The 4745-nt window shown below is 48.2% G+C and carries 7 protein-coding genes and 1 tRNA gene; 3 read left to right on the top strand and 5 right to left on the bottom strand.

Going from position 1 to position 4745, the window contains the following annotated elements; translation table 11 throughout:
* From ACTHS3_RS03285 to rplU, 3 genes are all read right to left on the bottom strand, one after another.
* Nucleotides 1-254: FAD-dependent oxidoreductase (locus ACTHS3_RS03285; protein ID WP_440367160.1), on the bottom strand; the 254-nt coding region annotated here is incomplete at its 3' end.
* A gap of 274 nt (nucleotides 255-528) precedes the next feature.
* On the bottom strand, nucleotides 529-801 hold the full coding sequence (gene rpmA / locus ACTHS3_RS03280) for a 50S ribosomal protein L27 (RefSeq protein ID WP_002212328.1): 273 nt from the start codon (nucleotides 799-801) through the stop codon (nucleotides 529-531).
* Between the two features lie 27 nt (nucleotides 802-828).
* Complete coding sequence (gene rplU, locus ACTHS3_RS03275; protein ID WP_100066624.1) at nucleotides 829-1137, bottom strand: 50S ribosomal protein L21; 309 nt, start codon at nucleotides 1135-1137, stop codon at nucleotides 829-831.
* A gap of 263 nt (nucleotides 1138-1400) precedes the next feature.
* On the opposite strand from rplU, the gene ispB reads away from it, so the two are divergent.
* The 3 genes from ispB to ACTHS3_RS03260 all read left to right on the top strand — a co-directional run bounded on the left by ispB (nucleotide 1401) and on the right by ACTHS3_RS03260 (nucleotide 2919).
* Nucleotides 1401-2375: an octaprenyl diphosphate synthase gene (gene ispB, locus ACTHS3_RS03270; protein ID WP_004518806.1), complete on the top strand. Its 975-nt coding sequence runs from the start codon at nucleotides 1401-1403 to the stop codon at nucleotides 2373-2375.
* Between the two features lie 4 nt (nucleotides 2376-2379).
* Complete coding sequence (locus ACTHS3_RS03265; protein WP_004518807.1) at nucleotides 2380-2826, top strand: DUF441 domain-containing protein; 447 nt, start codon at nucleotides 2380-2382, stop codon at nucleotides 2824-2826.
* An 18-nt stretch (nucleotides 2827-2844) separates the two neighbouring features.
* A tRNA-Arg gene (locus ACTHS3_RS03260) sits at nucleotides 2845-2919 on the top strand.
* Between the two features lie 100 nt (nucleotides 2920-3019).
* Here ACTHS3_RS03260 and ACTHS3_RS03255 read toward each other — a convergent pair.
* Together ACTHS3_RS03255 and ACTHS3_RS03250 are read right to left on the bottom strand one after the other, a co-directional pair.
* Complete coding sequence (locus ACTHS3_RS03255; protein WP_049344489.1) at nucleotides 3020-4177, bottom strand: NnrS family protein; 1158 nt, start codon at nucleotides 4175-4177, stop codon at nucleotides 3020-3022.
* A gap of 86 nt (nucleotides 4178-4263) precedes the next feature.
* Nucleotides 4264-4644 carry a hemerythrin domain-containing protein gene (locus tag ACTHS3_RS03250; protein ID WP_049344491.1) on the bottom strand — a complete coding sequence of 127 codons (381 nt, stop codon included), beginning with the start codon at nucleotides 4642-4644 and terminating at the stop codon, nucleotides 4264-4266.
* Nucleotides 4645-4745 lie beyond the last annotated feature (101 nt).

The raw sequence follows: 4745 nt of genomic DNA, 5'->3' as shown, positions 1-4745 counted from the left end.
TTCAACACTTTGGCATCGCGCAAAGGATAAATTTCGTCTTTTGGAATCAAATCCCACATACCCAATCGCTGCATGATTTCGCGCGACAAGTGCGTCAGTGCGATTTCACGGCCGTCATACGGCGGATTTTGCAACACTTCTAAAGGACTTCTTTCAATCAGGGTTATGTTCAAACCGCTTCCGGCCAACTCTGCGGCAAAACTTAATCCGGCAGGGCCTGCGCCGACGACGAGAATATCACTGTGTAAGCTCATGGGAGGAATTCCTTGTATTCAACTGATACGGATTTTTTCAGACGGCCTTAAGTTTACTGTGTTTAGCTACATGAGGGTAAATCAAAGGCATTTGATAGATTATATAGAAAGCATTGATAGAATAAAACAAATGTTATCAATTGTAAGCGCGTTTTTACTTTGGCCTTAATATAAATCAAGCTTCACGACATACGGATTTTATCAAACGGACAAACATTCAGATAAACAAAAACCGCATTCCGAAAAGGGAATGCGGCTTTCAATCGTAAAACGATTATTCTTCAGAACCGGTGTAAGGACGGATGCTGACAGTTTTACGGTTCAGCGCGCCTTTGGTTTTGAATTCAACGTAACCGTCGACTTTAGCAAACAAAGTGTGGTCTTTGCCCATGCCTACGTTGTCACCTGCGTGGAATTTAGTACCGCGTTGACGAACGATGATGGAGCCTGCCGGGATCAGCTCGTTGCCGTAGGCTTTAACGCCCAAGCGTTTGGCTTCTGAATCGCGACCGTTGCGGGTGCTACCGCCTGCTTTTTTACTTGCCATTTGTAATACTCCTGAACTTACTTGAAATTAGGCGATTGCCACGATTTCGATTTGGGTGAAATTTTGGCGATGGCCTTGGCGTTTTTGGTAGTGTTTGCGACGACGCATTTTGAAAATGCGTACTTTCTCGCCACGACCATGAGCAACGACTTTGGCTGTTACTTTTGCGCCTTCGATAAAAGGTGCGCCTACTTTTACAGATTCGCCGTCAGCAATCATCAAAACTTCAGTCAGTTCGATTTGGCTGTCGAGTTCGGCTGGTATCTGTTCTACTTTCAATTTTTCGCCAACGGAAACTTTGTATTGTTTACCGCCGGTTTTTATGACCGCGTACATACTCAACTCCATGAGAATTAGGTTAACATTCCGCACACCATGTGCGAAACGAGCTATTCTATTTCTATTTGCCTATTTTGTCAAAATTTATTTTATTTACAACTGAAAAGGCCGTCTGAAAGATATGTTGCATGCTTTTTAACTGATATAATCACGCGCTGGATTGCTGATATCTTTATGCAACGTTATTACCCCGACCGAATGTACGGGTTTAAACAGATTCATTGGAGCCTCCGCTCCGTTTTATCAACAGAGAATGTTTTATGCTCGAAAACCTGCCTTACTTCCAACGCCACCTGCCCGATGACCTTGCCAAAGTGAACGCGGTCATCAACCAAGCTGTTCAATCCGATGTCGCGCTGATTTCGCAAATTGGCACATACATCATCAGCGCGGGCGGTAAGCGACTGCGTCCGATTATTACCATTTTGGCAGGCAAAGCAGTCGGGCATGACGATGAAAAGCTGTATTCGCTGGCAGCGATGGTGGAATTCATCCACACCTCCACCCTCCTGCACGACGATGTCGTTGACGAAAGTGAATTGCGCCGCGGCCGTAAAACCGCAAACAATCTCTTCGGCAACGCAGCGGCCGTTTTGGTCGGCGACTTCCTCTATACACGCGCCTTCCAACTGATGGTCGGTTCAGGCAGTATGCGTATATTGGAAGTGATGGCCGATGCGACCAACATCATCGCCGAAGGCGAAGTCATGCAGCTGATGAACATCGGCAATACGGATATTACCGAAGAGCAATACGTCCAAGTTATCCAATACAAAACAGCAAAATTGTTTGAAGCGGCCGCGCAAGTCGGCGCAATTTTGGGCAAGGCTTCCCCCGAACACGAGCAAGCCTTGAAAGACTACGGCATGTACGTCGGTACGGCTTTCCAAATCATTGACGATGTTTTGGACTATTCAGGCGAAACCGAAGAAATCGGCAAAAACGTCGGCGACGATTTGGCAGAAGGCAAACCTACCCTGCCATTGATTTACCTGATGCGAAACGGCTCCGAGCAGGCCGCCAACGATGTGCGCTATGCTTTGGAAAATGCCGACCGCAGCTATTTTGAAAAAATCCACGACTATGTCGTCAACTCCGACGCTTTGCCGTATTCGATTTCTGAAGCGAAAAAAGCCGTTGACAAAGCCATCGCTTCATTGGACGTGTTGCCTGACAGCGAAGTCAAAGAAGCCATGATCCAACTGGCAAAAGAATCTTTAGCCCGAGTATCTTAATCCGATGAATTTCAGCTTTGTCCCTTTGTTTCTGGTTACGCTGATTTTTTTGGGCGTCGTCAGCAACAACAACTCGATTACGATTTCGGCGGCGGTATTGCTGCTCATGCAGCAGACGGCCTTGTCGCAATATCTTCCCTTGGTGGAAAAACACGGTTTGCATCTGGGCATCATCCTGCTGACCATCGGCGTATTGAGTCCGTTGGTTTCCGGTAAAATCCAGATTCCGCCGGTTTCCGAGTTTATCAATTTCAAAATGATTGCTGCCGTCCTTATCGGCATTTTGGTTGCCTGGCTTGCCGGACGCGGCGTTCCATTGATGAGCGAACAGCCTGTTTTGGTAACCGGATTATTAATCGGCACGGTCATCGGCGTTGCCTTTGTCGGCGGCATTCCGGTCGGCCCTTTGATTGCCGCCGGCTTATTGTCTTTTTTTGCTGGAAAGGTTTAAAATCCCCTCCTTTACCGCCTCGCCATAGTTCAACGGATAGAACGTATGCCTCCTAAGCGTAAAATACAGGTTCGATTCCTGTTGGCGAGGCCACAGTTTCAAGAAAAGCCTTCATACTTTGAAAGGCTTTTTTATTATCAACAATAAAGGCCGTCTGAAACTTTTCAGACGGCCTTCTCATTTCGCCAAACCGTTAACCCGGACGACCATCCGAACGCGGACGGATCAGCCAAGGAATATATTTCCATGCGTACAACAGCAAAGAGGCGGCAAACAAAGCGGCGGAGCAACGAATACTGTGCGTGTATGCCGTACCGCTCACAAAGGTAGCCAAAACACGGACAACCGTTGCGGCAATCATCAGCCAAAAGGCGACAGGAACCACTTTAGGCGGCGGATAAATGGAGTTGCCGGTATGGCCAAGCGCAGTTCGCGCCATCATGCCCAAAGTCAGCACGCCGATACCGCCAACGCCGATAAGGTGCACACCCAAATTCAGGAAACTTGGAATCCAATAAGAAAGACCGACCGCAATCAAGCCCAAGCCAGTAAACAGATAGCCGGCAAACAAAATCCAAAGCATAGGCTCTTTCAGCACGGCTTTATACCACCAGCGGTACACCTGCACGGTAAAAATCACACCGGCAGCCAACGCAAACAACGCGGCCAGTCCCGGCAAAATGTTATGCGCCATCAGCATGGCGGTCAGCATAGGCAGCCAAAGTGAAGCATGCGCCACCCATTGAGGGCTGGGGATTTGCGGCACGTTCAGGCGTTTGGACGTAAAGAACGAGATAATCCGCATACCGATCAAACCAATAAAACCGGCCACCATAATCAAACCGGATTGCAAACCGGTCATCAGCGCAATGGCATCAAACGGCTGCACTTTCAGATGGAAGGCGAAATGGGTGCCGCCCAAAACAAAAATAGCGAACACGGCAACATAGTTGCGCTTGTTTTGAGAACGAATTACCGGCAAAGCCATGCATACCGCGCCATACCAGAAAAAGATCGTACCGAATATGCCGCTTGCCGTTACCCCCCAACCAGGAATAAACATACAAATGCGGGCCAACAGCCAAAATGCGGTCAAACCGGCCAAAGCCTTACCGCGTGTCGGCGGCTGGCCTGTCCAAGTCGCCACGGCCGTCAATAAAAATGCAATGACAACCAATCCGGCATAGCCCCAAATCATTTCATGGGCATGCCAATAAAAACCCGGCAACTCAGGCGTACCCTGAAAGCCGAAGCCCCAAAGCAGTATAGACAATGCGCCATACAAAGCCGCCAACGAATAAAACGGGCGGAAGGCCATTGCCCAAACCGGGTGTTTGAACAAATCGGTCATGGTGGTTCCTTCAATTTTTATATCATCATAAAACAGCAACAGAGGCCGTCTGAAACTTTTCAGACGGCCATCAATTCCCTTTCCTGTTACACATTCTCAGGCAAAGGCAAAAAAGGTTCAATCGCAGGGAAAAGCTCGCGCTCCTCAAAGCGCGCATGATCGCGCAAAGTGACAGCAAACTCCTTATTCCATGATTCATTCATATATTCAGGATGCGCCATCATCGCGCGTAATTTGGCATGATCGCCTTCAAAACGCTGCCGCAACGCAGGGTCAATTTTATCCCAATACGGCGCAAACATGGTTTCCTCTTCCCAAAAATGTGGCTCAAGCTCAACAAAATGAGGCTCCAGCTCCGCCTGATGGCTTTGATCGGGCGTACGCAGAAGACGGACGCACAACGACAGCGAGCCATGATGTTCGCGGGAAAGTTCTATTAAGGCAGGATGGCGTTTCAAGGGCTTCATAAGTTCGTTATAATGGCAACAGTCTGTCAAACTGGATTAATTCAAATGTTTCAGATATTATGAAACCCAATCCCACATAAAGTCAAACAGCCCCTCACCAA

The sequence above is a fragment of the Neisseria sp. P0009.S007 genome (genome assembly GCF_051962515.1).
Note: the sequence above shows the minus strand (reverse complement) of the source record. Positions and strands in the feature narration are given on the sequence as shown.